This is a genomic window from Vibrio neptunius, assembly GCA_019339365.1.
GTDB lineage: Bacteria > Pseudomonadota > Gammaproteobacteria > Enterobacterales > Vibrionaceae > Vibrio > Vibrio neptunius.
In genome coordinates this window covers 111257-136782 of the sequence record CP079859.1, presented here as the reverse complement: position 1 = coordinate 136782, position 25526 = coordinate 111257, and the positions used below count along the sequence as shown (strand labels likewise).

19 protein-coding genes, 10 tRNA genes and 2 pseudogenes are annotated in these 25526 nt (G+C 46.2%); 21 read left to right on the top strand and 10 right to left on the bottom strand.

What is annotated here, in order from left to right; genetic code table 11:
- Positions 1–3 precede the first annotated feature (3 nt).
- From KW548_00650 to rsgA, 7 genes and pseudogenes are all read right to left on the bottom strand, one after another.
- Positions 4–1176 carry a murein hydrolase activator EnvC gene (locus KW548_00650; protein ID QXX06704.1) on the bottom strand — a complete coding sequence of 391 codons (1173 nt, stop codon included), beginning with the start codon at positions 1174–1176 and terminating at the stop codon, positions 4–6.
- 156 nt (positions 1177–1332) lie between these two features.
- Positions 1333–2865 carry a 2,3-bisphosphoglycerate-independent phosphoglycerate mutase gene (gene gpmM, locus KW548_00645; protein QXX06703.1) on the bottom strand — a complete coding sequence of 511 codons (1533 nt, stop codon included), beginning with the start codon at positions 2863–2865 and terminating at the stop codon, positions 1333–1335.
- Between the two features lie 237 nt (positions 2866–3102).
- Entirely contained in the window at positions 3103–3990 is an 888-nt protein-coding gene (locus tag KW548_00640; protein ID QXX06702.1) for a DMT family transporter, read from the bottom strand.
- A gap of 71 nt (positions 3991–4061) precedes the next feature.
- Positions 4062–5942, bottom strand: coding sequence for a methyl-accepting chemotaxis protein (locus tag KW548_00635; protein QXX06701.1), 1881 nt, complete (start codon positions 5940–5942; stop codon positions 4062–4064).
- 267 nt (positions 5943–6209) lie between these two features.
- A pseudogene (locus KW548_00630) lies at positions 6210–7624 on the bottom strand (SLC13 family permease).
- A 155-nt stretch (positions 7625–7779) separates the two neighbouring features.
- Entirely contained in the window at positions 7780–8712 is a 933-nt protein-coding gene (gene asd / locus KW548_00625) for an archaetidylserine decarboxylase (protein ID QXX06700.1), read from the bottom strand.
- A gap of 111 nt (positions 8713–8823) precedes the next feature.
- A complete protein-coding gene (rsgA, locus tag KW548_00620) occupies positions 8824–9882 on the bottom strand; it encodes a small ribosomal subunit biogenesis GTPase RsgA (protein QXX06699.1) in 1059 nt (352 codons plus the stop codon).
- A gap of 107 nt (positions 9883–9989) precedes the next feature.
- On the opposite strand from rsgA, the gene orn reads away from it, so the two are divergent.
- The 11 genes from orn (at position 9990) to KW548_00565 (ending at position 12028) form a co-directional block, all read left to right on the top strand.
- Positions 9990–10535 carry an oligoribonuclease gene (gene orn / locus KW548_00615; GenBank protein QXX06698.1) on the top strand — a complete coding sequence of 182 codons (546 nt, stop codon included), beginning with the start codon at positions 9990–9992 and terminating at the stop codon, positions 10533–10535.
- 180 nt (positions 10536–10715) lie between these two features.
- A tRNA-Gly gene (locus KW548_00610) sits at positions 10716–10791 on the top strand.
- A 42-nt stretch (positions 10792–10833) separates the two neighbouring features.
- Positions 10834–10910 (top strand) — tRNA-Met (locus KW548_00605).
- A 95-nt stretch (positions 10911–11005) separates the two neighbouring features.
- A tRNA-Gly gene (locus KW548_00600) sits at positions 11006–11081 on the top strand.
- A 42-nt stretch (positions 11082–11123) separates the two neighbouring features.
- Positions 11124–11200: transfer RNA gene (locus KW548_00595), tRNA-Met, on the top strand.
- A 30-nt stretch (positions 11201–11230) separates the two neighbouring features.
- Positions 11231–11306, top strand: a tRNA-Gly gene (locus KW548_00590).
- Between the two features lie 42 nt (positions 11307–11348).
- A tRNA-Met gene (locus KW548_00585) sits at positions 11349–11425 on the top strand.
- Positions 11426–11520: 95 nt separating this feature from the next.
- Positions 11521–11596 (top strand) — tRNA-Gly (locus KW548_00580).
- 43 nt (positions 11597–11639) lie between these two features.
- Positions 11640–11716: transfer RNA gene (locus KW548_00575), tRNA-Met, on the top strand.
- Positions 11717–11839: 123 nt separating this feature from the next.
- A tRNA-Gly gene (locus tag KW548_00570) sits at positions 11840–11915 on the top strand.
- A gap of 37 nt (positions 11916–11952) precedes the next feature.
- Positions 11953–12028: transfer RNA gene (locus KW548_00565), tRNA-Gly, on the top strand.
- Positions 12029–12703: 675 nt separating this feature from the next.
- Here KW548_00565 and queG read toward each other — a convergent pair.
- Positions 12704–13816: a tRNA epoxyqueuosine(34) reductase QueG gene (gene queG / locus KW548_00560; protein ID QXX06697.1), complete on the bottom strand. Its 1113-nt coding sequence runs from the start codon at positions 13814–13816 to the stop codon at positions 12704–12706.
- Positions 13817–14015: 199 nt separating this feature from the next.
- Between queG and tsaE the strand changes: the two genes are divergently transcribed.
- The 9 genes and pseudogenes from tsaE to KW548_00515 all read left to right on the top strand — a co-directional run bounded on the left by tsaE (position 14016) and on the right by KW548_00515 (position 23383).
- The gene (gene tsaE, locus KW548_00555; GenBank protein ID QXX06696.1) at positions 14016–14477 is read left to right on the top strand and encodes a tRNA (adenosine(37)-N6)-threonylcarbamoyltransferase complex ATPase subunit type 1 TsaE; all 462 of its coding nucleotides are present in this window, start codon (positions 14016–14018) and stop codon (positions 14475–14477) included.
- Positions 14474–16203: pseudogene (locus KW548_00550) on the top strand (N-acetylmuramoyl-L-alanine amidase). The gene tsaE and the pseudogene KW548_00550 overlap by 4 nt, the downstream one beginning before the upstream one ends.
- 8 nt (positions 16204–16211) lie before the next feature.
- On the top strand, positions 16212–18188 hold the full coding sequence (gene mutL / locus KW548_00545; protein QXX06695.1) for a DNA mismatch repair endonuclease MutL: 1977 nt from the start codon (positions 16212–16214) through the stop codon (positions 18186–18188).
- A complete protein-coding gene (gene miaA, locus KW548_00540) occupies positions 18185–19132 on the top strand; it encodes a tRNA (adenosine(37)-N6)-dimethylallyltransferase MiaA (GenBank protein ID QXX06694.1) in 948 nt (315 codons plus the stop codon). Before mutL ends, miaA begins: the two co-directional genes overlap by 4 nt.
- A 187-nt stretch (positions 19133–19319) precedes the next feature.
- Positions 19320–19586 carry an RNA chaperone Hfq gene (gene hfq / locus KW548_00535; protein ID QXX06693.1) on the top strand — a complete coding sequence of 89 codons (267 nt, stop codon included), beginning with the start codon at positions 19320–19322 and terminating at the stop codon, positions 19584–19586.
- Between the two features lie 43 nt (positions 19587–19629).
- Complete coding sequence (gene hflX, locus KW548_00530) at positions 19630–20910, top strand: GTPase HflX (GenBank protein ID QXX06692.1); 1281 nt, start codon at positions 19630–19632, stop codon at positions 20908–20910.
- A 53-nt stretch (positions 20911–20963) separates the two neighbouring features.
- The gene (gene hflK / locus KW548_00525) at positions 20964–22154 is read left to right on the top strand and encodes an FtsH protease activity modulator HflK (GenBank protein ID QXX06691.1); all 1191 of its coding nucleotides are present in this window, start codon (positions 20964–20966) and stop codon (positions 22152–22154) included.
- 2 nt (positions 22155–22156) lie between these two features.
- Entirely contained in the window at positions 22157–23137 is a 981-nt protein-coding gene (hflC, locus tag KW548_00520; protein QXX06690.1) for a protease modulator HflC, read from the top strand.
- A 60-nt stretch (positions 23138–23197) separates the two neighbouring features.
- A complete protein-coding gene (locus KW548_00515) occupies positions 23198–23383 on the top strand; it encodes a DUF2065 domain-containing protein (GenBank protein ID QXX06689.1) in 186 nt (61 codons plus the stop codon).
- On the opposite strand, the gene KW548_00510 is transcribed toward KW548_00515, so the two are convergent.
- Positions 23380–23607, bottom strand: coding sequence for a SlyX family protein (locus KW548_00510; GenBank protein ID QXX06688.1), 228 nt, complete (start codon positions 23605–23607; stop codon positions 23380–23382). The genes KW548_00515 and KW548_00510 overlap by 4 nt on opposite strands.
- Before the next feature lie 2 nt (positions 23608–23609).
- Complete coding sequence (locus tag KW548_00505; protein ID QXX06687.1) at positions 23610–24590, bottom strand: PQQ-binding-like beta-propeller repeat protein; 981 nt, start codon at positions 24588–24590, stop codon at positions 23610–23612.
- 138 nt (positions 24591–24728) lie between these two features.
- Between KW548_00505 and fkpA the strand changes: the two genes are divergently transcribed.
- Positions 24729–25523: an FKBP-type peptidyl-prolyl cis-trans isomerase gene (gene fkpA, locus KW548_00500; GenBank protein QXX06686.1), complete on the top strand. Its 795-nt coding sequence runs from the start codon at positions 24729–24731 to the stop codon at positions 25521–25523.
- Positions 25524–25526 lie beyond the last annotated feature (3 nt).

Sequence of the window (25526 nt, the reverse complement as noted above, 5' to 3'; positions counted from 1 at the left end):
CGATTATCTTGTCAGCCAACCTTTAGGGTTTTGAGTTTTACTGTTGCGTCGAATTTCAAAGTACAGTGACGCTTGTGGTTGGCCACCAGTATCACCAGCCAATGCGATGGTTTCCCCTGCTGCGACTTTATCGCCTTCTTTTTTCAGCAAGCTTTGATTAAATCCGTATAAGGTCATATCACCTTTCCCGTGATCGAGAAGGATCACTAAGCCATAGCCTCTTAGGTAGTCAGAGAAAACCACCGTACCAGAATACACGGCTTTCACCGATTGACCATAGTTGGCATCAATGACCATCCCTTTCCAGTGGATTTGTCCTGTCTGACGTGAACCGTAGTTGTGTAAAATTTTTCCTTTAAGTGGCCAAGGCAAGCGACCTTTTCGTTTTGCCAAACCGTCCATTGGAACGGTATTGAGCTTGGCGGCTTTCGCAGCTTTGGCGGCTTTCGCAGCTTTGGCGGCTTTGGCAATCTCGGCTTTTAAACGTGTCTCATTGCGCTGCAGCTCTGACAAATAGACTTTATCACTGGTAATGTTCTTTTTGATATTAGTGACGGTGCCTTTTCGCTTAGATTGCGCCTTCGACAATTGCTGACGTTTTTGATTCTGCTGCGCGATCAGCTTAGTGATTTGCTGTTTCTCGAGGTTAAGTTGAGTTTCGCTTTCCGCGAGCTGATCCATTGTGGCGTCTAGCGCTTCAATTGTATTAGCGCGTTGTTTGGCTAAGTGTTGGAAATATTGACTGATCCTGTCTTCTTCAACACCTTGATTGAGAATGCTAGCGGAAGATTTTGCTCGCTGAGTGACGTAATAGGTTTGCAATAGCTCAGCGAGCTTGTCACTTTGTTGCTGTTTTTGTCGCTTGAGTGCAGCGATGCGGCTTTCCAATGCCGTAATGTTGTGATTGGTTTGGCTTAGGGAGCGTTTGGCTTCTTTGATTTCTTTTTCTAAGCGGACAATGCCCAATTCTTGTGTCTTGAGCGATTTTTGTAGCGAGTCTAGTTTTTTCTGTTGAGAACTTAGTGCTTGCTTTTGGCGAGAGATTTCACTACTGACCCCTTTTAACTCATTTGAGGAAGAAGACCAGCTAGGGAAAGCTAAGGTAGAGGCAACAATCAATACTAACGCAGAGAGCGTTGAGGAGGCGAGCAGTCGTCCTTGTTGCTGTGTTGCCATGTGATGAGTCTGTCCTAAGTTTTTGATTGAGAGCCAGTATACCCAAACACATTCCTTCGAAGAAAGAGTAATGTCAAAACTTGTTGAGGGAGAAATAAAAAAGCTCAGGTATTAACCCGAGCTCTTCAATACTACCAGCATTACGTCATACTGTGTTTATTTGACCAATACTTCACCAGACATTTCAGCAGGGATCTCTAGGCCCGCTAGGGACAACATTGTTGGCGCAAGATCAGAGAGTTTACCGTTTTCTTTAAACTCAACCGCTTTGTCACCTACGTAGATGAGTGGTACTGGTAGGTTAGTGTGTGCAGTATGTGTACCGCCAGTTTCTGGATCGACCATCATTTCCGCGTTGCCGTGGTCGGCTGTGATCAGGAGCTGACCACCCACTTCTTTGATTGCTTCAACCACTTTACCGACGCTTTCATCCAGTGCTTCGATCGCTTTTTCAGCGGCTTCGTAGATACCAGTGTGACCAACCATATCTGCATTCGGGTAGTTACAGATGATGGTATCGAATTTGCCTGACTTGATCGCTGCGACCATTTTTTCAGTCAGCTCTGGAGAGCTCATCTCTGGTTGCAAGTCATAAGTGGCAACTTTTGGAGAAGCAACAAGTTGACGCTCTTCGCCGGCGAATTCGCTCTCAACACCACCGTTGAAGAAGAAAGTTACGTGTGCGTATTTCTCTGTTTCAGAGATACGTAGCTGAGTTTGACCTTGCTTAGATAGCCACTCACCGTAAGTGTTCTCTAGAGACGCTGGTGGGAATGCGATTGCTAGCGGGATGTCAGCCGCGTACTGCGTTAGCATTACGAAGTTGACTGCTGGGAATACAGCACGCTCGAAGCCGTCGAATGCAGGTACGAAAGTACGTGTGATTTGACGAGCACGGTCAGCACGGTAATTCATGAAGATGACTGCATCGCCATCTGCGATAACCGCGTCTTCCTGGCCTTCAGCTTTGATCGCGGTCGCTTTAACGAACTCATCGTTCTCTTCACGAGCATAAGCCGCTTCTAGACCCGCGACTGCTGAGTCAAAAGTAAATTCTGCTTTCGCTTGAGTGAGAAGTTCGTAAGCCACTTGTACGCGATCCCAGTTGTTATCGCGGTCCATTGCGTAGTAGCGACCTACTAGTGATGCCACTCGGCCTTTGCCTAGCTTAGCGAATAGCTCGTCAAAACGTTGTAGTGAGTTTTCGGCACTACGAGGTGGTGTGTCACGGCCGTCTAGAAAGCAGTGTAGGTAGATTTTCTCAGCGCCACGGGCTGCTGCCATTTCAACAGCTGCGTAGATGTGGTCTTCGTGAGAGTGAACGCCGCCTGGAGACATCAGACCCATAAGGTGAACCGCTTTGCCTGCTTTTACCGCAGAATCAATGGCTTCGATAAGCGCTGGCGTTTCTGAAAATTCACCATCAGCAATAGATTTAGTAATGCGAGTCAGGTCTTGGTATACAACCCGGCCGGCGCCAATGTTTGTGTGACCTACCTCAGAGTTACCCATCTGACCGTCAGGAAGACCAACATCCAGACCAGAAGCAGAGATTAGTGTGTGTGGATTGTTTGCAAGCAGGCCGTCGATAACAGGCGTTTTCGCATTTGCGATAGCGTTGCTTGCAGTTTCTTCACGGTGACCGTAACCGTCAAGAATGACTAGAGCCAATGGCTTCTTAGCTGACATAGTGATGTCCTCGTCAAATTCAAAGTAACTTTGGAAACAAAATTAGCGTAATTTTACTACACTTTTTAACCAAAACTGTAGGCTAAGATCAAATATTGTTTGCTAAATATTGTTGTTATCTTTCACCTTATACAAAGTAGTGACTACTGAGATGCGCTTTATACTCACCTTGTTATCACCATTGTCGCTCATCAAGGGAAAATTTAAAGCGGGTATAAACTATTACTCTAATAGCTGCTAACTGACTAATAGCCCAGTCCCTGCCACCGCCAAAATGGCTCCTAGCCATGCAAATCGGTTAGGGCGCTTCTTAGTGTAAACCCAAAGTAGAGGTAGTAGCATGATGGGTGTCGTAGAAGAAAGTAGTGCTACCATACCGACATTACCCTCTTGTAGAGCGTAAAGGATAAGTGTCATACCCACAGCCATAGCGAGAAAGCCGTTGACAGCAGTGATTACAAACAAGCGAAGGTTCATCGGTAATGTTGCTTTTGCAATCTTTGTTCCACTGAAGAAAAACAGACAATGCGCTGCAAAGGCCGTCATCATGCGCATCGCTGATGCGGCGACAGGATCGATAGCCGTCTGCATGACTGGTTTTGCGATAATGCCCCCAAGTGCCTGACATAAGGCTGCGACAAGACCTAAAGCAATTCCTAGCCAGATATTACCTTTCACTGACTCGAGTTGATGATTGTTTTGCCCTTTTCGACCAAAAAATATGGCGGTTAGAACACCGGAAAAAACCAGCGCTGATCCGATAAGCTCGATACTCGTCATCGTTTCGCTAAACAGGAAATAGCCAAGTATGGCAGAAAAGACCGCATGGCAGGAAAACAGCAACCCAGCTTGACGAGGGCCCATACGATTCAAGCAGGCAAACAGTGCAGTATCACCGATAAAAATACCGATCAGTCCCGACAACGCCATGGCTGAGAGGGCACTGGTTTCAACGGTTGCCCACCCCCCAGTGAAGCCAGCCATTGAAGCAAGAATGACAGATGTACATCCCATTCTCCAGCGGCTGTAGGCAAAGGTACCAAGGTGCTGTGCAGGGCCAACAGAAAGTAGGCTAGCCACTGCCCAGAGAAAGGCGGCGGCTAATGCCAGCCATTCAAACTCCATTAGTTGTTCGTCCTATGAACAAAGAAATCAGTAGGCTGACAATATGCATTAAATGATGAAAGAAACAAAGTCTAAACTTTAAAACGTTCTACCTCAGTTCGGACAGTATTGGCAGAGGTAAACATGTTGGTCGCGCTTTCGCTGCTGTGCATGGCCTGTTCTGAAAGAACATCGGACGCATCCTTAATCCCTTGAGTGTTACGGCTAATGTCTTCGCTGACGGCACGTTGTTCTTCTGCAGCGCTGGCAATTTGCAAGGCCATGTCATTGATTTCCGTAATAGCAGATGTGATGGTATTGAGACTTTCATACGCTTGTTGAGCGTAATCAACACTAGTATCTGCTAAGGCGGTGCTGCTCTCCATGCTGTTGACCGCCAACTGGGTATTGTTTTGTAATGTTTCAATCATGCTGCGAATTTCTTCGGTTGAGCCATGTGTTCGTTGACTCAGTACGCGCACCTCATCGGCAACGACAGCAAAACCGCGGCCCTGCTCACCGGCTCGTGCAGCTTCGATTGCAGCGTTGAGTGCCAGCAAATTAGTCTGCTCAGCGATCTCACGGATGGTGGAGAGGATTTGGTTGATGCTCTGTGTATTGTTTTCCAACTCGGAAATAATACCTGATGCAGCGGAAACCTGATCGGCCAGCTCCACGATTGCCTGGCGGTTCTTCTCAATGACTTGTTGACCATCTTCACAAGCCGAGGCTGAGCCTTGAGACGCATTCGCTGTCAATTCTGCGTGGTTGGCAACTTCGGCGGCTGTCGCGGACATCTCATGAATAGCAGTGGCTATCTGGTTGACATCATTTTGTTGTGTTTCTACCTGCTGAGAGGATTGTTGCGCCAATTGGTTCGCTTGTTTTGCCTGAACAGACAGCTCTCTACTGTGATGGATGATGCCACTAAGCATTGACTGCATTTGGCTCAAGAACTGGTTGACGTGCTGAGCCAGTTCCCCGATTTCATCCATACGACGGATTTCAATTCTCTGGGTTAAATCTCCCTCGCCATGAGAGAGCTGAGAAAGTGCCGCGGACAAGGTTTGTAAAGGTTTAAGTAATCGGGTGATCACATAGGTACTGATCGAAGCAATCAGGATATAGAGGAAAATAGAAGCGATCGCTGTGAACTTAATCTGTTCCGTGACGGAGGCATAAGCCATACCTTTATCGACCACGATACCCAGTGACCAATCCGTATTTGGCACATTAACGACATAGATGAGTTTGTCACCTTGCTGAGGCCAGTGAATCGTTGATATGGTGGAGGTATTCACTAACTGATGAACTTTGTCAGCCGATAACGCCGGGTTGAGTTCAGTCAGAGGCTGCTGGCTCAATTTCTCATCTTGATAAGCAACAATGTTATTTTTTCCATCGACTAAAAATGAGAAACCATCGTTATCTAAATGCACGTTGAGGACTTCTTCTATGATACTCGTGACGGTTAAGTCGGCAGCGAGTACGCCATTTTTTCTGCCATTAAAAGCTTTGGCAAAACTGACCACAATACTGCCATCAAAGTCTTGATAAGGTTCGGTGACGATTAGCCCATTGGTTGCCATGGCGTCTTTGTACCAAGGACGAGTTCGAGGATCGTAATTGGCTGGCCAATCCTCGGTTTTATCGCCATAGGCAATAGAGCCGTCATCAAAACCTGCGTATACAGATAAGAACTTGCCAGCACGCTTGGTGATTAACATCTCTCTATCGGCATCACTCGAATTGAGTATGCTTACCTCATTAGCCAGCATCATATCGCTTCGAATCAAGAGCCAGTCGCTGATATAGCGAGACGTTGCGTGACTGACGTTGGCCATCTCACTGTTCAGTGCGGAAGTGGTTTCTTGTTTTAACTGACTAACGGATATCCAAGCTTGGACCCCGGAGACAATTGCAATAATGATCGCGATGGCGATCTGAATTTTTAACTTAATCGTGTTTCTCATTGCCTTTCCTTAATACTCAGACAACCTATCGAAAATCAGAGTGTTTAGGTTTGAATTGGTTTTTACACCCTGTTGGAGCGGAAATTTACGTAGGAACTGCTGAAATGGCTATAAATGTTGGTTTAACAAGCTGATATTATAGAAATTGTTAAAATATAGATTTGATCTATATAGATATTCAGAGAGTGGAATATCAATGAAGTCCGACCTTTTTACTGAATTGTGACTTCTTGCCCAACAATTAAGCGAGAAGCCACCACCTGATGTTCAGGTCAGCAATAGCGCAGCAATGTAGACAATGATTAGTCCCATCACACCAAGGATGACACCGGTTTTAGCCATGTCTCTACTCTCAATAAGCCCGGTGGAATAAGCCAGAGAGTTTGGTGGAGTTGAGACTGGTAGAATCATACCAAGTGAGGCCGAGAAGGCGACGACAACCAGCAAGCCTTGCAATCCGCCCATAGAAGAGAGACTCTCCATTGAAGCGCCAATAGCGGCAGCAATAGGCATCAAAAGGTTAGCTGTCGCCGTGTTGGACATAAAATTGGCCATTAACCAACATACAATCGACATGGTAATCACGACTGCAACAGGAGAGAGTGCTTCGTAGTCGATCGCGTGTGCGAGTGCGGCTGCCAACCCGGTTTTATCCAAGCCAATGCCAATCGCGATCCCCCTGCAACCAACCACAGCACATCCCAGTTGATCTGTTTGAGCTCAGCTTTACCCATAATGCCCGTTAGGGTGAAGACTGCGAGTGGAATGATTGAGACGACATAGGTGTTCATCCCATGTAATTTAGTGGTCATCCAGAGCAAGATGGTGGCGGCGAATGTTGCGTACACCACAATGGCGCGCCAGTTGCGCTGAAATTGTCCATCTAGTTTAAGCGTCATGGTCTTCTGAGAAGAAGGGAAGAGTTTTTGGAGCAAGAACCAAGCGATCGTTAACTGAATAATGACAAAGGGGAGGCCCATCATCATCCAGCTTAGAAAGTCGATGCTATTTTCACCGGTTAGATATTGCAGGGCAATCGCGTTAGGTGGTGTACCGATCGGGGTTGCGATGCCCCCTGTGTTGGCGGCAATCGGAATACATAAAACGAGTGCTTTGATACCGATGTCACCTTTGGGAGCTGAAGCGACGATCGGGCCAAGCAACGCGAGCATCATTACCGTGGTGGCGGTGTTGGACATGAACATGGAAAACACGGCGGTGATCAGCATCAATCCAAGCATGATAAATTTAGGCTGGTGACCAAAAGGCCGCAGTAAAACTCGAGCGAGATTATTGTCCAGTTCATATTTTGATGCGGCGATGGCCAAGGCAAACCCGCCCATAAATAGGATGATAATAGGTGAGGAAAAGGCACTGAAAATATCAGTGTATTTCATCAGTTCGCCGAGACCGTGCCCCGCTGGTGGGGTACGGAACAAGTGCAGACCTTTATCGGAAATCATGATCAGCTCAAGTGCAATGATCAGAATTGAAGTGGCAAAGACAGGCACAGGTTCAAGCACCCATAGTAGGGCTGCAAGCAGAAATATCGCCAACAAACGATGTTGTATTAGGGTCAGATCTGCGATGGGAATGGCATCAATCGGCATCATCAATACCGCGATGGGTAAGCCAAAACAAATCAGCAATTTGATCACTATGGTTGGATCAATTCTAGGCATAAAGGTTTAACCTCAAAGCGAAACTCTGCGGCTAAGAATAAAGAATAACCAAACTAGGGTCTTAGATTGAGGTGGAAATTTTTGAATGCAATAAAGAAATGTTGCGTAAGGTTTGTTTCTGGTCAAAAAAGCCCCGAAAAGCGGGGCTGTTATGGTTATTCTTGTTCTTGTTCTTGTTCTTGTTCTTGTTCTTGTTCTTGTTCTTGTTCTTGTTCTTGTTCTTGCTCTGGAGCGGTAAGGTGAGCGTAGGGGGTGCCCATCACAGTTGTGTGGCCGTTAGCCATAGAGTCATCAAATTTTATCGCATCTTTAGCAAACAGGTTGATCACCGTTGAGCCCAGTTTAAATCGACCCATCTCTTCCCCTTTTTTGAGTATGACCGCTTTATCGCCTTCGCTTGGGTAATCCCATTTGTAGACAGTGTTGCCACGCGGCGGAGTGATGGTGCCTGCCCAGACTTGCTCTATGCTACCGACGATGGTCGCGCCGACTAATACTTGAGCCATAGGGCCAAATTCAGTGTCGAAAATACACACTACGCGCTCATTACGCGCGAACAGGTTTGGTACATTTTCTGCGGTCAAAGGGTTTACCGAGAACAGGTCACCCGGCACATAGATCATCTGGCGCAGTGTACCGTCACAAGGCATGTGCACTCGGTGGTAATCTCGTGGTGAAAGGTAAAGTGTTGCAAATTCGCCATCGGCAAATTCAGCCGCCAGATCAGCGTCACCACCCAGTAATTCTTGAGCTGTAAAATCATGGCCTTTTGCCTGAATGAGTTTACCATCCTGAATAGGACCAAACTGGCTGACACAAGCATCTGCTGGATGAGTAATGAGGCTTTCCCCTTCAGTAATTGGGCGAGCACCGTCTTTCAGCTCACGGACAAAAAACTCATTGAAGGTTTTGAAATGCTTAGGATCAGAGTGCTTGGCCTCGTCCATATTGACGTTGTACTGCTTGATGAACCAGCGAATGACGGCAGTGGTTAGGCCGCCCGCTTTTGCGGATGCCAATTTACCGACCAAACGGGTCAAACCGTGTTGAGGGATCCAGTACTGCAGTCCAACTTTAATCTTATCCATTGTCATAAATTCCAATGCTAACTGTATGTTTGCTTACTTTTGGGCGCGAGATACTACTTAAATTTGCAGGTAAAGTCAGTATCAAGCGCTGATGATTTGTGCAAGAAGCCGTTACAGATCGGCTTTTTTGTTGCGTGAGTACTGACGGTTGGCTTTGACTTCGGCCATGCTTTCAAGGATGCGATGGTAGTTTTCAAAGCGAACTTCACTGATTTCACCATTTTCTACTGCTTCACGTAATACACATCCTGGATCATCATTGTGTTTGCAGTCTCGGAACTTACAGCTGCCAAGGTAGCTGCGGAACTCAACGAACGCCTTGGTGACTTCTTCCGCCTCCAAATGCCACAAACCAAACTCACGTACTCCGGGAGAGTCAATCAGATCGCCACCCGTTGGAATGTGATAAAGTCGGGAAGCGGTGGTGGTGTGCTGACCTAAACCAGAGTTTTCTGATACCTCACCTTCTTCAACGTTAAACTCCGGCATCAACGCATTCACTAAGCTCGATTTACCGACGCCAGATTGACCTACAAAAATGTTAGTACGATCTTTGAGTTCGGCTTCCAGTGCTGCAATGCCTTCTCCCGTCTGTTTACTGACTAGCAGCACTTTGTAACCGATACGCTCGTACTCACTCAGCCATTCCTGATATAGGTGACGTTGCTCTTCTTCAAGTAAGTCAATTTTGTTTAACACGAGAAGAGGGGCGATGTTGAGTGTTTCAGAGGCGACTAAGTAGCGGTCAATGATGTTGAGTGATAATTCTGGTAGTACAGAAGAGACGATGACCATTTGATCGACGTTTGCAGCTACTGGTTTCAGACCGTCATAGTAGTCAGGGCGAGTCAGCACTGAGCTGCGTGGCTCTACGGCTTCAACAACGCCGTTTATGCCTTCCATTGATTCGAGACCTGCTCGCCAAATCACCTTGTCACCGGAGACCAAAGTCTCAATACCGCGACGCAAATTGCAACGGTGGATTTCTCCGCTTTCTGTGTCTTCAATGTCGGCGTGTTGACCAAAACGGGTAATAACCAGACCTTTTTGAGTCGCACCCAGCATGGATTCTTCCCATTGAACAGAATCCTCTTTTGCCAGTTTACGTTTCTGGTTACTTCTCACTCGTCTGACTTGACCTTTGGTTAGCTTTTTTTTTCTTTGCCACAATTGTCTACTTAACTTTAATCATCTTGATGGAGCCTAGGATCGCTATCCTGAGGATCAGAATTTGGGTATAGTACCTCTTTTAGCATAAAACCAATAGGCAACGATTTATGTCCTTTAGCGATCAAAATTTAATTTGGATTGATCTCGAGATGACAGGTTTAGACCCAGAAACCCATAAAGTCATCGAAATCGCCACTATCGTCACGGATAGTGAGTTGAATATTTTAGCTGAAGGACCGGTACTTGCCATCCACCAACCAGAAGAAGAGCTGGCTAAAATGGATGAGTGGTGTACGACTACTCACACAGGCAGTGGCTTGGTGGATCGAGTTCGCGCCAGCAAAGTGACTGAACAGGACGCGGTTCGTCAGACTATTGGGTTCCTTGAACAGTGGCTACCAAAAGGTGTGTCGCCCATATGCGGTAACAGTGTAGGGCAAGATCGCCGATTCCTATACAAACATATGCCTGAGCTAGAAACTTACTTCCATTATCGCTATATCGACGTCAGTACAATTAAAGAGCTGACCCGCCGTTGGAAACCAGAAGTATTAGACGGGTTTTCTAAGACAGGTAGTCACTTGGCGTTGGATGATATCCGTGAGTCAATTGCTGAGCTAAAGTACTACCGACAAACAATTTTTAACATCTAGAAAAACACGGCTTTCTATTAAGAGTAACGATGGAAAAGCCTCGCTTAGATGGAAAAAACTTCTATTCTGTGTGCTTTTTCATCAAACAGAAAAAAAACACCTTTTTTTTGCAGGAAGGACTTGCATCACAAAAAAATGCTCTTATAATTCGCAGCCCTAAACGACGGAAACGTTGTTAAAGCGACACTAGCTCAGTTGGTAGAGCGCAACCTTGCCAAGGTTGAGGTCACGAGTTCGAACCTCGTGTGTCGCTCCAAATTTAAAGTTGTCATCGTGCTTAACGGTGAAACAATACGGACGCGGGGTGGAGCAGCTTGGTAGCTCGTCGGGCTCATAACCCGAAGGTCGTCGGTTCAAATCCGGCCCCCGCAACCAAATTTTTAGGTGTTGTGATTCGCTAGCTCGTCGGGCTCAGCTATTCATAAAACCTCGCGAAGGTCATCGATTACTATCCGGCCTCGCAACCAAATGCGACACTAGCTCAGTTGGTAGAGCGCAACCTTGCCAAGGTTGAGGTCACGAGTTCGAACCTCGTGTGTCGCTCCAAATTTAAAGCTGTCATCGTGCTTAACGGTGAAACAATACGGACGCGGGGTGGAGCAGCTTGGTAGCTCGTCGGGCTCATAACCCGAAGGTCGTCGGTTCAAATCCGGCCCCCGCAACCAAATTTAATCAATAGCACTTGCTGTTGATATGCGACACTAGCTCAGTTGGTAGAGCGCAACCTTGCCAAGGTTGAGGTCACGAGTTCGAACCTCGTGTGTCGCTCCAAATTTAAGGCTGTCATCGTGCTTAACGATGAGACAATACGGACGCGGGGTGGAGCAGCTTGGTAGCTCGTCGGGCTCATAACCCGAAGGTCGTCGGTTCAAATCCGGCCCCCGCAACCAAATTTTTAGGTGTTGTGATTCGCTAGCTCGTCGGGCTCAGCTATTCATAAAACCTCGCGAAGGTCATCGATTTATATCCGGCCCCCGCAACCAATGCGACACTAGCTCAGTTGGTAGAGCGCAACCTTGCCAAGGTTGAGGTCACGAGTTCGAACCTCGTGTGTCGCTCCAAATTTAGAGGCTGTCATCGTGCTTAACGGTGAGACAATACGGACGCGGGGTGGAGCAGCTTGGTAGCTCGTCGGGCTCATAACCCGAAGGTCGTCGGTTCAAATCCGGCCCCCGCAACCAAATTTTTAGGTGTTGTGATTCGCTAGCTCGTCGGGCTCAGCTATTCATAAGACCTCGCGAAGGTCATCGGTTCAAATCCGGCCCCCGCAACCAAACTTAATCAATAGCACTTGCTGTTGATATGCGACACTAGCTCAGTTGGTAGAGCGCAACCTTGCCAAGGTTGAGGTCACGAGTTCGAACCTCGTGTGTCGCTCCAATTTTCTAAGCCTTCATTATGCTTTGAATAATGAACTGCGACACTAGCTCAGTTGGTAGAGCGCAACCTTGCCAAGGTTGAGGTCACGAGTTCGAACCTCGTGTGTCGCTCCATTTTAAAGCCTTCATCGTGCTTAACGATGATAAAGACGCAACACCCGCTCAGTTTGATTGAGCGCAACCTTGCCAAGGTTGAGGTCACGCCTTTTTGTTTATGAATAGGGAACCTCGTGTGTCGCTCCAAATTCTTCTCAGACTACAGATGTCTGAATCGACCTTAAAGGTCACCGCTCTTTATCTAATGCTGTGAAGCATAAACCAATCAACATCATAATAAGTCCTCCATTACGGTGGGCGTTTTTATGTCTAAAATTCAAATCAGCACGAGATGTGCTCGTTTTATTTTTTAATGATAAGCCTCGGTGAGTCAGGGCTAGCTGTAAATACTAACAGAGTTATCCACAGAATTTTTTTGTGGATAAGTTAGTGGGTAACCTGATTATGGATGCTGATTTTAATCGAATAGAAATGATCTTTTGTGTTTTGAAAATTTCTTTCTAATTCTAAATATAATGTTAAGTCATTGTATATTAATGGATTAATGGTTTTTTCTTGTTAGCCAACGCGTATTTCTGACGATCATTAAGTGGTTGTTTTTTGATCCTAGTCATTTATAGCTAATGTGATTAACTTCTTTAGCTGAAAGAAAACAAGCAATCGCCTTTTCTTTTTTCCACATTCTCGTTTTTAGAGCTAAATCAAACTTCGCCATGTCATAGCAGGCAAAGTTTATGCATCTCTAGGTAGCCCTTTTTGCACGATACGGATTAGCCTATTGAGCTTAGTCGATGAATGAGGTATCTGGGCAATTTGTTGCTCTATTGCCCAATGAATATGCTGATCCAGCACTTCACTTAATCCTATACGTTGCTCTAGTGCCTCAATAATATTAGCTGAGTATGGTGCATTTCCCATGGCGATCGACAAATTTCTTAACCACTGAATATGACCTATTCTTCGAATGGCAGAACCTTCCATATTTTTGAGAAATGTTTTTTCATCCCATGCAAACAGGGTAATAAGATCTGGCGAGGTCAATGCCTGTCTGCGATGAAAATCTTCGCTTTCAGTTAAGTCAGAGAAGCGATTCCATGGACAAACAAGTTGGCAGTCATCGCACCCATAAATGCGGTTCCCCATAGGTTTGCGGAATTCCTCAGGAATCACGCCGTCGAATTCAATGGTTAGGTAAGAAATGCATCGCCGTGCATCAACGACACCTTCTTCAACAATGGCTTGAGTAGGGCAGGAAGTGATACAAGCGGTACATTTGCCACAATCGCCTTGGTGCGCTTCATCGATCGGCAGTGGTAAATCGATAAGTAGTTCACCAAGAAAAAACCACGAACCACAATCTTTATCCAGAATGAGGGAATGTTTTCCCGTCCAACCGAGTCCGGCTTTCTGTGCCAACGGACGCTCTAAAATAGGCGCGGAATCAACAAAAGGCCGGTAGCCAAACTGACCCACTTCTTGTTCTATTTTCTGGCCTAGTTTCTTTAACTGGTTGCGAACCAGTTTATGGTAATCCCGACCCAGCGCATAGCGGCTGATATAAGCCTGGGTAGGGTCGGCTAGATTGGCGGCGAATAGCGCTTCAGGAGGGAGGTAGTTCATACGGACACTAATGACTCTCACTGTGCCAGGCAGAAGCTCAGCAGGCCGTGCTCGCATCATGCCGTGACGTGCCATCCAATCCATCTCACCGTGATAGCCAGCATCAAGCCATTTTTGCAGTGCAGACTCGTGTTCACTCAGGTCAATGTCGCAGATACCGGCTTTCTGGAAGCCAAGCTCTTGGGCCCAAACTTTGATCTTGTTTGCGAGCTCTTGGTAGTTCATGCTTATGACTCTGGTGAAATGGGGGGCGGATCTTAACGGATCTTTTTGTTGAATCTAGCATCGAAGCCAGAGAATTCATGCAAAAATAGCAGGAATTTGGCTTTTACTTACACAACAGATCTTGTCTCTCAATTCCAACCCGGTTTACTATTCCTGTTCTTTTGATTTTTATATAGTCACCCAGCAGAGATTGATCTTCATGACCACGAAACATTTTGCCCTTAAAGATGAACAAGCAACAATTCAATTAGGGACAGTCTTGGCAAAGCTATGCTTTCAGCAAACCACCATCTATTTGCATGGTGATTTGGGGGCAGGAAAAACGACATTTAGCCGAGGTTTTGTGCGTGCACTGGGTCATAAGGGGAACGTTAAAAGCCCAACCTATACCCTAGTGGAACCGTATCAGCTGGACCAATGGCAAGTTTATCACTTTGATCTATACCGTTTAGCCGATCCGGAAGAGTTGGAGTTTATGGGGATCCGAGATTACTTCACGCCTGATGCTATCTGTCTGGTTGAATGGCCAGAGAAGGGACAGGGCTTACTTCCTCGCGCAGATCTGGATATAGAGTTGCGTTACGATGATGAAGCGCGTGTGGTTGATCTTACTGCTAATAACGATTATGGATCTAAATTACTTGAACAGTTGGAGTTATGACAATCAATAAATTCTTTCGAGCTGTCTCTGTCTCTTTTCTCTTAGCTCTGCTTCTTTTGCCCACCCGAGTGTTGGCAAATGCTCTTGAAAGTATTCGTGTTTGGCCGTCTCCCGACGAAACCCGCGTGGTTATCGATTTGGCATCGGAGGCGGAGTACAGCTATTTTACGCTCAGTACTCCTGATCGCTTAGTTGTGGATCTCAAGCAGACTTCTATCAACACCAAATTACCGATTAACGTCTCAGAGAGCCCTGTTCTGAAAAGGATTCGTAAGAGCTCACCGCCCCAGAAAGGGACTTATCGACTGGTGTTTGAACTCAAACGGAAAGTCACGCCACAGTTGTTTAAGCTAGCGCCTACTCCGGGGGGCAATATGGTCATCGTTTGGTGATAGACATGCCTCATGGCTCATCCTCTTCGTCTAGTGCAGCGGTCAAGCCTTCTTCTCCAAGTCGTTCAACTCAAGTGAGCCGAGATGCTTCTCAGTTACTAGGTACCGCTGATATTGTGGTTGCGATTGATGCAGGGCACGGTGGTGAAGACCCAGGCTCTATAGGACCAAACCGTAAGTATGAGAAACATGCGACACTGGCCATTTCCAAGAAAATAGCTGCTCAAATCAATGCGGTGCCGGGAATGAAAGCTGTGTTGACCCGTCGTGGTGATTACTTTGTTAATCTCAACAAGCGTTCTGAAATCGCACGTGGTAGCAAGGCGCATCTATTAGTGTCCATTCATGCAGATGGTTTCCGTACTCCGCAGCCGCGTGGAGGTTCAGTGTTCGTTCTCAATACCCGTCGAGCGAATTCAGAAATTGCCCGTTGGGTAGAAAATCACGAGGAGCAGTCGCAGTTGCTTGGTGGTGCTGGCGAGGTTCTGTCTAAAAACACCAGTGATAAGAATGTCAGTCAAACGTTGTTAGACCTGCAGTTCAGTCATTCTCAGAAAGAAGGCTATAAAGTCGCCACTAAGATCCTTAAGCAGATGAGTCGTGAGGGAATCAAGTTACACAAGAAGCAGCCTGTGAACGCTAGCCTCGCGGTGTTGAAATCACCTGATATTCCATCAGTGTTGGTTGAGACAGGGTTTATCACAAACCCTACAGAAGAAAAATTACTCTTCCAACGTAGTCATCAGGATAAATTGGCGCGCGCACTGACTAAAGCGATTGTTCAGTACTTTGAAGCCAATCCACCAGAAGGAACCTTGTTCGCGAATCGCGGCAAGACGATCAAGCATAAGGTTAAGCGCGGTGAATCGCTGTCAGTGATCGCCAAAAAATACGGCACGACAACGAAAGCTATCATGCAGACCAATAAGCTGAAAAGCTCTGGGCTTGCTATTGGTCAGGTACTGTCAATTCCTGGTTCAAAAGGTGCAGTGCCAGTGCCTAAAGTGACAAATCCGGTGGAAACCAAGACGATTACTCATGTGGTTCAGAGTGGAGAATACCTGGGTAAGATTGCTGCGCGATATAAAGTGTCGGTTGCAACGATAAAACGCGAAAATAAACTGCGTTCTGACACGCTTAAGCTCGGTCAAAAGCTGAAAATTACCGTCAGCATGAAAGATCAGCCATTGCGTAAACACAAAGTGAAGCGTGGTGAGTTTCTTGGGAAAATTGCCAGTCAGTATGATGTGAGTGTCAGCGCGATCCGAAAAGCTAATAATCTGCGTTCAGATGAACTGGCGATTGGTCAGGTTCTGATCATTCCTAATAAGTAGCGATAAGCATGACGATTAAAATTCTTCCAGCACGACTGGCTAACCAGATTGCCGCAGGGGAAGTGGTCGAGAGACCAGCTTCAGTCGTCAAAGAACTGGTCGAAAATAGTATAGACTCTGGTGCAACCCGGATTGATATTGATATTGAAAAAGGTGGCGCTAAGTTAATCCGTGTACGTGATAATGGCAAAGGCATCGCAAAAGATGAGCTGGGTTTAGCACTGAGTCGTCACGCTACATCGAAGATCCACTGTTTGGATGATCTAGAAGCGATCATGAGCCTGGGTTTTCGCGGTGAAGCGCTTGCCAGTATCAGTTCTGTTGCGCGCCTAACGCTAACCTCTCGCCCTGCTACACAGGACCAAGCTTGGTCTGCATACAGTGAAGGGCGCGAGATGGAAGTCAAGCTTCAACCGACGGCGCACCCTATTGGTACTTCAGTAGAAGTGTTGGATCTGTTTTTCAATACGCCTGCTAGGCGTAAATTCCTCCGCACAGAGAAGACCGAGTTTACTCATATTGATGAGCTGTTAAAACGTATCGCTTTAAGCCGATTTGACGTCACGATCAATTTGCGCCACAACGGTAAGATGATTAAGCAATACCGAGCGGCTAAAACTCAGGTCCAAGAAGAAAAGCGCATAGCAGCGGTATGTGGCAACCCGTTTGTACGTAACATGCTGAAGATTGAGCTTGAACACCAAGGGCTCAAGTTGCATGGTTGGATCACCACGCCTGAAGGCGCTCGTCAGCAAAGTGACCTGCAATATTGTTACGTCAATGGCCGGATGATGCGTGATAAGTTGATCAATCACGCTATTCGTCAAAGTTATGAGAGTAGCCTACGCCCAGAACAGTTTGCCACTTACGTGCTATTTATCGAAATAGACCCCCATCAAGTTGATGTGAATGTACACCCAGCGAAACATGAAGTGCGTTTCCATCAAGCCCGTCTAGTACATGACTTCATTTATCAAGCCTTGAGCGATGCTCTAGTTCAGAGTGCTCAGATTGATAAACCCGACATCAACGCCTCTGCATTTCACACTGAACCCGTTACACCTGAAATACCGGCCCCTTCCGCTGCCGAGCCCAATACGGTGTCTAAAAACGTGTACCGCGCAGTAGAAAAAGTGCCTGCTTATCCTGGCCAGCAAGGCTATGAAGAAAAGCGTCAAGCTGAGAAAGAGCGAACTCAGGTGTGTGAGGCTGTTGCGAGAAGTGACTGGGTAGAGTCGCGTCCTGTACCTCGGCAAAAAGTGAAATCTGAAGAACGCTATGGAGAGCCAGCCCCAAGCAAGCAGGAAGTGCGTGCTTACAAAGAGTTACTGGAAACACCTGTATTGTCTCAGAAAGCCCCTTCAACTCCATCAGAACTCGAACCTGTGCCTTCAGCTCCTACAGAGCCTGCTGAGGTAATAGAGGCATTAGGCAAAGCTGTCTGCGTGACTCATGGCCAATACTTGCTTATGGGAGATAAACTGGGAGCTAGGGTAGTCTCAATGGCTAAAGCAGAATGGTTGCGTGTGAACGGACAGTTGTCTCTCAATGGAGGTGCATTGAAGAGTCAGCCTTTATTAGTGCCATTGTCATTGAAACTCGATCCTCAGCAGATTGAAGCCTCTCAACAGCATCACGCAATGTTGATGCAGTTTGGCATAGAGTTGAAGAGTCGAAGTTCCTCCTCATTGATGATCATGGGTGTACCTCAGCCGCTTCGTCAGCAAAATTTGCAACAATTAGTACCAGATCTGTTATCTTACGCCGCTTTGATATCAGAGAATGATCAAATACTGCCACCACAGGCGCTCTCTGATTGGTTAACCAACCAGATCACACAGGTCAAAAACGACTACACTTTGTCGGAAGCAATACAGGTCATTGCTGAGATAGAACAACTTTGGCAGGGGAACCTGCCGTTGGATGACCGTACTTTTGTTCGCCCTGTTGATTTTTCTGCAACCATTGCAGCGATGAAGTTATGAAGAATGAATTACCTTTAGCCCTCTTTCTAATGGGGCCAACCGCATCGGGCAAAACCGATCTGGCTATCCGTTTGCGAAAAAAATACCCAGTAGAGCTCATCTCTGTTGACTCTGCTTTGATTTATAAGGGAATGGACATTGGCACCGCCAAGCCAGATGAAGACGAGCAAGCACTCGCTCCTCATCGTTTGATTGACATTCTCGATCCGAGTGAAGCTTATTCCGCCGCAGACTTCCGTCGTGATGCGTTGAATGAAATGCACAAGATTGTAGAGCAAGGTAAGATCCCACTCTTGGTTGGTGGAACCATGCTCTACTACAAAGCATTACTGGAAGGTTTATCACCTCTTCCGGCTGCAAACCCTGAAATACGTCAGCAAATTGAGCAAGAAGCATTGACTCTTGGCTGGGACGTACTGCACGATCAACTCAAAGAGATTGATCCGGTTTCAGCTGAACGAATCCACCCCAATGATCCACAAAGATTGTCTAGGGCATTGGAAGTTTATCGAATTTCAGGTAAAACTCTTACTGAACTGACTCAAACCAAAGGTCAAAGCCTGCCGTTTAGGGTAAAACAGTTCGCAATAGCTCCCAAGGAAAGGGCTGAACTCCATCGCCGAATTGAGTTTAGATTCGACAAAATGATGGAAGCGGGATTTGAACAGGAGATGCGTGGCTTGTATGCCAGAGATGATCTTCATTCTGATCTTCCTTCTATTCGTTGTGTCGGTTATCGGCAGATGTGGGATTATTTGGATGGGAACTGCACACTTGACGATGCCATTTTTAAAGGTATCTGCGCGACCCGCCAGTTGGCCAAGCGACAAATCACCTGGTTACGCAGTTGGGATGATTTAACTTGGTTAGATAGCGAAAACATAGAACAAGCTCTAGAAACCGTATCAAATGCCATAGCGTCTGAAGGTTTTAGCTGTGTATAATGTGATCGCTTTTGCGTGAATGAACTCTGTAAAGGATCTGTTACTTGAAATTTGGTAACAAAGCCGCCATAACAGGTAACGACAGGGTGTTTTTTATTCGTTTAGCTCAGATGCAAAGGCGCACCTAGTTTTTCAGTGCACCACTAGCTAAATAACTAGAACAAAATTACAAAATAAGGAAAATAAAATGGCTAAGGGGCAATCTTTACAAGACCCATTCTTAAATGCATTACGTCGTGAACGTATTCCCGTATCAATCTACCTAGTAAACGGAATTAAACTACAGGGTCAGATTGAGTCTTTCGATCAATTTGTGATCTTGCTGAAAAACACCGTCAACCAGATGGTATACAAGCACGCTATCTCCACAGTAGTGCCTGCTCGTCCAGTTAGCCACCATAGTGGTGAGCGTCCTCAGGGCGGCGAGCGTCAGCAAGAGAAATCAGAAGATTAATTCTCGGAAAAAGAAATTAGTATTATTTTAAGGAGTTGATTGCTTGTTTGACCGTTATGAAGCCGGTGAGCGAGCCGTACTTGTTCATATCAACTTCACGCAAGAAGGGGAGTGGGAAGATCTCAGTGAGTTTGAAATGCTGGTATCTTCGGCTGGGGTCTCAACGTTACAAGTTGTAACTGGAAGTCGCCAGTCACCACACCCTAAATACTATGTCGGAGAGGGTAAAGCTCAGGAAATTGCCCAAGCGGTGCAACTTGCTGCTGCGGATGTAGTGATATTCAATCACGCCCTCTCTCCTGCCCAAGAACGTAACCTAGAATCGTTGTGTAAATGTCGAGTTCTTGATCGTACCGGTCTCATCTTAGACATTTTTGCTCAACGTGCCCGAACGCACGAAGGTAAACTGCAGGTTGAGCTTGCTCAACTTCGTCATATTTCTACTCGACTTATTCGTGGTTGGACCCACCTTGAAAGGCAAAAAGGTGGCATTGGTTTACGTGGTCCAGGTGAAACTCAGTTAGAAACTGACCGACGTTTATTGCGTGACCGTATAAAAGCTATATTGCGCCGTTTGGAAAAGGTGGCAAAACAGCGTGAACAAGGTCGCCGAGCCAGAAATCGAGCGGAAATCCCCACTATCTCTCTGGTTGGTTATACCAATGCGGGTAAATCCACTATGTTTAACCGTATCACTGAAGCAGGCGTTTACGCAGCTGACCAGCTGTTTGCCACTTTGGATCCAACGTTGAGAAGAATAGAGCTAGCTGATGTGGGTACAGCCATTTTGGCAGATACGGTTGGATTCATCCGCCATTTACCCCATGATCTGGTTGCTGCTTTCAAAGCAACCCTGCAAGAAACGCAGGAAGCTGACATTTTGTTACATGTTGTCGATGCCAGTGATGAGCGTTTTCGTGAGAATATTCATGCAGTTCATGATGTACTTGAAGAGATAGATGCCCATGAGGTGCCTGCTCTGATTGTCATGAACAAAATTGATAACCTCGAAGACCAGAAACCTCGAATAGAAAGGGACGAAGAAGGTGTTCCTCGTGCCGTTTGGGTTTCAGCAATGGAAGGCGTGGGTATTGAACTGCTGTTTGAAGCCCTGACTGAGTGTTTAGCCAGTCAAATGGTTCAATATCAGTTGCGAATACCGCCACAGCATCAGGGGCGCATTCGTAGTACATTCTTCCAGATGAAATGTATTCAACGAGAAGAATATGATCAGGATGGCAACTTGTTGATTGATGTTCGAATGCAACAAGTTGATTGGTCTAGACTTGAAAAAGAGAAGGGGCAGTTTTACGTGACTTTATAGTTACTTAAATGACTGCTACAGTATAACGTCATATCAAATGATGGAGCTTTCTAATGGCGTGGAATGAGCCTGGTAATAACAACGGCAACAATGGCCGCGATAACGACCCATGGGGTAATAATAATCGTGGTAATAAAGGTGGCCGTGATCAAGGACCGCCAGACTTAGACGAAGTGTTTAATAAACTGAGTCAGAAACTGGGTGGAAAGTTTGGTGGTGGAAAAGGAGGCAAAGGATCGTCTATAGGCGGTGGCGGCGGTACACTAGGTTTTGGTGTCATTGCAGTTATCGCGATAGCAATTTGGTTCTTTGCTGGCTTTTACACCATTGGTGAAGGTGAGCGTGGTGTCGTGCTACGTCTAGGTAAGTATGACCGTGTGGTTGATCCAGGTTTGAACTGGCGTCCTCGCTTTATCGATGAGTATCAAGCGGTCAACGAACAGGCAATTCGTTCGCTACGTTCTTCTGGTCTAATGCTGACAAAAGATGAAAACGTTGTGGCTGTTGCGATGGATGTTCAATATCGTGTCGCGGATCCTTACAAATACCTATTCCGCGTGACCAACGCAGATGACAGCTTACGTCAAGCAACAGATTCTGCACTGCGTGCCGTAATCGGTGATTCACTAATGGACAGCATTTTGACGAGCGGTCGCTTGTCTATCCGTCAGAATACTCAAATCACCCTCGAAGATATCGTCAATAATTATGATATGGGTATTGAAATTGTAGCGGTGAACTTTGAAGATGCTCGTCCACCTGAAGAAGTGAAAGATGCGTTTGATGATGCGACAGCGTCTCGTGAGGACGCGCAGCGCTTTAAGCGTGAAGCCGAAGCATATCAAAACGATATTATTCCTAAGGCTAAAGGTCGTGCTGAACGTCTCCTTAAAGAAGCGCAAGGCTACAGTGAGCGAGTCGTCAATGGAGCGTTAGGTGAAGTCGCTCAGTTTGAGAAGTTACTCCCTGAGTACCAAGCTGCACCAGAAGTGACTCGTAATCGACTCTACTTAGATACGATGGAGAAAGTTTACTCCAGTACATCGAAAGTTCTGATTGATTCAGAGTCGAGCGGTAATCTGTTGTATCTACCTATCGATAAGCTTACCAGTGGTCAAAAAGAAACTCGCAGTCGCTCAATGAAAGAAACCTCTACATATGAAAAAATTGAGTTAGAACCGCAATCAAATAGTGATACCAATGACTCAGGTTCTCGTTCTACCTCACGTCAAGGGAGATATTAAAAATGCGTAAGTTAATGATCCCTGTTTTGGTCGTCGCACTTGTCCTTATGTTGATGTCGCTATTTGTGATACCTGAAGGAGAGCGTGGTATCGTTGTTCGTTTCGGTCGAGTGTTGAAAGACAACAATGAGATTGCACGAATCTACGAACCGGGCTTGCACTTCAAAATGCCACTGTTTGACCGAGTCAAAACCCTAGACGCTAAGATTCAGACGATGGACGGGCGCTCGGATCGTTTCGTAACGTCTGAGAAAAAGGATGTTTTGATCGATTCGTACATAAAGTGGCGTATCGAAGACTTTGGTCAGTATTATCTTGCCACTGGTGGTGGCAACGCTAATACAGCCCAAACACTACTAAGCCGTAAAGTAACGGACGTGTTGCGTTCAGAAATAGGTTCACGTGAGATAAAGCAGATCGTTTCTGGGCCACGTAACACAGATATATTGCCTGACAGTACTGACGCCGATGTGGTAACCACTGAAGCTGCCAAAGAGGCACTAGAAGTTGACGGCGAGCGTGACATCATTATGAAGAACGTGCTCAACGATACGCGCAAAGATGCGATGGAAGATTTGGGTATTCATGTCTTCGACTTTAGAATGAAGAAGATTAACCTTCCAGATAGTATCAACCAATCTATCTATAATCGGATGCGAGCAGAGCGTGAGTCAGTTGCAAGGCAGTTTCGTTCAGAGGGTCGCGAGCAAGCGGAAATTATTCGCGCTCAAGCTGAATTAGAAGTGGCGACGATTCTTGCTGAAGCAGACAAGACCGCTAGAATCACTAGGGGTGATGCGGATGCTGAAGCTGCCAACATCTATGCTGAAGCTTATAGCAAGGACCCTGAGTTCTTCGGGTTTATCCGTTCATTGCGCGCTTATCAGTCTTCATTTAACAGTGAAAGCGACATTTTAGTACTGGATCCTAAGAGTGATTTCTTCCAGTACATGAACAACTCAGCAGGTACGCCTGCTAAGTAAGTTCAAACTCATCAATAAAAGGCTCCCTTGTGGAGCCTTTGTTTTTTCGAGGAAAAAGCGATGACTAATTCTCTATGGATGGCTCTGGGTTTAGTGTTGATTGTGGAAGGGTTGGGGCCTCTAATCGCACCGAACGGTTGGAGAAATATGGTCTCTCAGCTTAGTGAACAACCCGACAATCAACTTAGGCGTATCGGTGGGTGTTTAGTGGTTGCAGGTGCCGTGATTGCATACGTGTTTAGTTAGTAGTGTGGTGGCGGGGTTTCTTGGGCTGGATCTGCTAAATTAGATGAGTCCATGTTTTTGACTTTGCCCACCACGTACTTCATCTGATCCTGCATTTTCGTGATCAGCAGTTGTTGCTGACTTAGTGCATCATTGAGAGACTCAATAGTCTGCTCTTGGAAAGCAAGCTGGCACTCCATGTCGTTAAGACGGTTCTCTAGCTCTTCAATACGCTTTTCGGTCATGATTAGTTATCCACACTCCAAGCCTGGGCGATCCCTGCAGAGGTGCCAGATATCACTCGGTTCTGATTATCAAAGGCTGCATCATACACCACTGCGCGTGGAGGGCGAGTATCTTTTAAAGGCTCTGCTTCAAATCCCTCGACCTTTTTACCTGTTTGTATGTCCCAGACCATAATTCGGCTTGAAGGAGTACCAGTGACAAGGAACTGCCCGTCATCAGAGAAGCGGGCCGTTGAGAAGATCAACTGACGAGAAAAACTGCGCAGATTGGAAATTTGTTCTCCAGTTCTGAGATCCCAGATGATTGCCTGATTGCCTCCATCTGAAGTAAAGGCATACAAACCATCTCTTTGTAGGGCGACACGATTGATGCGCTGCTCATGCTCAAAGCTCTTGAGAATTTGCCCTGTACGGGTATCCCATAGATAGGCGGTATAATCATTACCTCCCGATAAAGCGAAACGACCATTAGGAGATAGGGCAACGGAATTCACTTTTTCATTATGGGCAAGGAACTCTAGGCGTCTTCCAGTGACTAAGTTGACGTATATGGCTTTGCCATTCGATAACCCCAGCAAGACTTGTTCACCATTGCTGGCGATGTCGATATCGCGAATTAAGCCGTCTGAGATGGACCAGAGCCCTTGAGCTTGTGTCCAAGCTAAATCCCATACAGCAAAGTTTATTTGTGTTGCAGTGACGGCAAATCGGCCGTTATCTGAGATACGGATTCGAGAAACGGTACTCGCTTGAGGATCTTGTTCGCCTAATGAGGCAAGCTGTTGGCTTTCGTAGAGGTCCCACAGTACCAGTTGATGCTCTTTAGAGTACAACAGGGCAAATCGGGCATCTCGGCTTAAGGCGAAACTGGTGGTTCCCAGAGGTTCAATTACCCAGCGTTGATCATCCTGTGTGGAGAAAAAGCAGCCATTTAACGCTGCGATGACAAACGTAAGTATCAGAGTGTGAAAAATAATTCGCATTAAATACAAAGATCCGCTTTAGTTAACGTTTAATTAAAACGCATATTGGTTATAGTGGTACAACATGCTTATGAGCACCAGTCGAAATTACAGATTTGTGCGCAAAGACAAATGGTTAGCCATTAATTGGAGAATTCAATGAAATCTATTTTTAAGGTGTCACTGCTTGCAGCAACAGTAATGTTGGCGGTTGGCTGTCAAAAAGAAGAAGAAGCTAAAACAGAAGCCGCGCCTGCAGTCGAGCAAGTGCAAGCAGAAGCCGGTAAAACGGTTCACTTTAAAACCGACGATGAAAAAGCAGCTTACGCGATTGGCGTATCGTTTGCTAATTACCTAAACACTAGCTTAGACAAACCAAATGAAATTGGTATTAACCTAGATAAAGATCTCGTACTGAAAGGCATAGAACATGTGTTTGCGGGCAATCCCGAGCTTAATGAAGAAGAAACACGTGCAGCACTTGAATCACTAGACAAGCGCGTTGCTGAAACAATGCAAAAGCAAGCGGCAGAAAAAGCGGCTGAAGCAAAGAAAGCGGGTGATGATTTCCGTACTGATTTTGAAAAGCAAGATGGTGTCAAAAAGACGGACTCAGGCCTTCTTTACCAAGTAATGACACCAGCTACAGGTGAACAGCCGAAAGACACAGATACGGTTCAGGTTCATTACAAAGGCACGTTGATTGACGGCACTCAATTCGATAGTTCATACGACCGTGGTGAACCTGCGACGTTCCCACTTAATCGCGTGATTTCTGGTTGGACGGAAGGTGTGCAGCTAATGCCTGTGGGTTCTAAGTTTAAGTTCGTTATTCCACCTGAATTGGCATACGGTGAGCAAGATACGCCAACTATCCCTGCAAACTCAACACTGGTCTTTGAAGTTGAACTACTGAAAATCGATAACGGTGAAGGTGAGCAAGCGGTTCAATAAACC

Bases quoted from the DNA above. Each gene is read 5' to 3' on its own strand.
- KW548_00640 (QXX06702.1), bottom strand. From the start codon at position 3,990: ATGGAGTTTGAATGGCTGGCATTAGCCGCCGCCTTTCTCTGGGCAGTG.
- orn (QXX06698.1), top strand. From the start codon at position 9,990: ATGTCCTTTAGCGATCAAAATTTAATTTGGATTGATCTCGAGATGACA.
- miaA (QXX06694.1), top strand. From the start codon at position 18,185: ATGAAGAATGAATTACCTTTAGCCCTCTTTCTAATGGGGCCAACCGCA.
- fkpA (QXX06686.1), top strand. From the start codon at position 24,729: ATGAAATCTATTTTTAAGGTGTCACTGCTTGCAGCAACAGTAATGTTG.
- KW548_00505 (QXX06687.1), bottom strand. From the start codon at position 24,590: ATGCGAATTATTTTTCACACTCTGATACTTACGTTTGTCATCGCAGCG.
- hfq (QXX06693.1), top strand. From the start codon at position 19,320: ATGGCTAAGGGGCAATCTTTACAAGACCCATTCTTAAATGCATTACGT.
- KW548_00510 (QXX06688.1), bottom strand. From the start codon at position 23,607: ATGACCGAAAAGCGTATTGAAGAGCTAGAGAACCGTCTTAACGACATG.
- KW548_00650 (QXX06704.1), bottom strand. From the start codon at position 1,176: ATGGCAACACAGCAACAAGGACGACTGCTCGCCTCCTCAACGCTCTCT.
- tsaE (QXX06696.1), top strand. From the start codon at position 14,016: ATGACCACGAAACATTTTGCCCTTAAAGATGAACAAGCAACAATTCAA.
- mutL (QXX06695.1), top strand. From the start codon at position 16,212: ATGACGATTAAAATTCTTCCAGCACGACTGGCTAACCAGATTGCCGCA.
- asd (QXX06700.1), bottom strand. From the start codon at position 8,712: ATGGATAAGATTAAAGTTGGACTGCAGTACTGGATCCCTCAACACGGT.
- hflC (QXX06690.1), top strand. From the start codon at position 22,157: ATGCGTAAGTTAATGATCCCTGTTTTGGTCGTCGCACTTGTCCTTATG.
- KW548_00515 (QXX06689.1), top strand. From the start codon at position 23,198: ATGACTAATTCTCTATGGATGGCTCTGGGTTTAGTGTTGATTGTGGAA.
- queG (QXX06697.1), bottom strand. From the start codon at position 13,816: ATGAACTACCAAGAGCTCGCAAACAAGATCAAAGTTTGGGCCCAAGAG.
- hflK (QXX06691.1), top strand. From the start codon at position 20,964: ATGGCGTGGAATGAGCCTGGTAATAACAACGGCAACAATGGCCGCGAT.
- KW548_00635 (QXX06701.1), bottom strand. From the start codon at position 5,942: ATGAGAAACACGATTAAGTTAAAAATTCAGATCGCCATCGCGATCATT.
- gpmM (QXX06703.1), bottom strand. From the start codon at position 2,865: ATGTCAGCTAAGAAGCCATTGGCTCTAGTCATTCTTGACGGTTACGGT.